The organism is Planktothrix paucivesiculata PCC 9631 (assembly GCF_900009265.2).
Lineage (GTDB): Bacteria > Cyanobacteriota > Cyanobacteriia > Cyanobacteriales > Microcoleaceae > Planktothrix > Planktothrix paucivesiculata.
Genome location: NZ_LR735082.1, coordinates 1 through 403 on the forward strand (window position 1 = coordinate 1; position 403 = coordinate 403).

The window sequence follows — 403 nt, forward strand, 5'->3', positions numbered from 1 at the left end:
GGGGAATAATTAGGAATTTCTGGGTTAGCAATATTTGTGGAATCACTACTGTCTGGGGGATTAATTGTGGAATCCGATTGTTTTTGGAGAGGGGTATAATTAGAAATTTCCGGGTTAACAATATCTGTAGAATCACTACTTTCCGTGGGATTAATTGTGGAATCCGGTTGTTTTTGGAGAGGGGAATAATTAGGAATTTCTGGTGTAATAATATCTGTGGGATTAATTGTAGAATCCGGTTGTTTTTGGAGGGGGGTATAATTAGGAATTTCTGGGTTAATAATATCTGTGGGATTAATTGTAGAATTCGGTTGTTTTTGGAGAGGGGAATAATTAGAAATTTCTGGGTTAATAATATCTGTGGGGTTAATTGTTGATGTGGATTCGGTTTTGGGAATGTTGT

Annotated in this window: 1 protein-coding gene; it reads right to left on the reverse strand. The window is 36.5% G+C overall.

Annotated elements, in window-relative coordinates; translation table 11 throughout:
• A partial coding sequence (locus tag PL9631_RS26440) for a hypothetical protein (RefSeq protein ID WP_197046523.1) occupies positions 1 to 403 on the reverse strand: 403 nt, incomplete at both ends.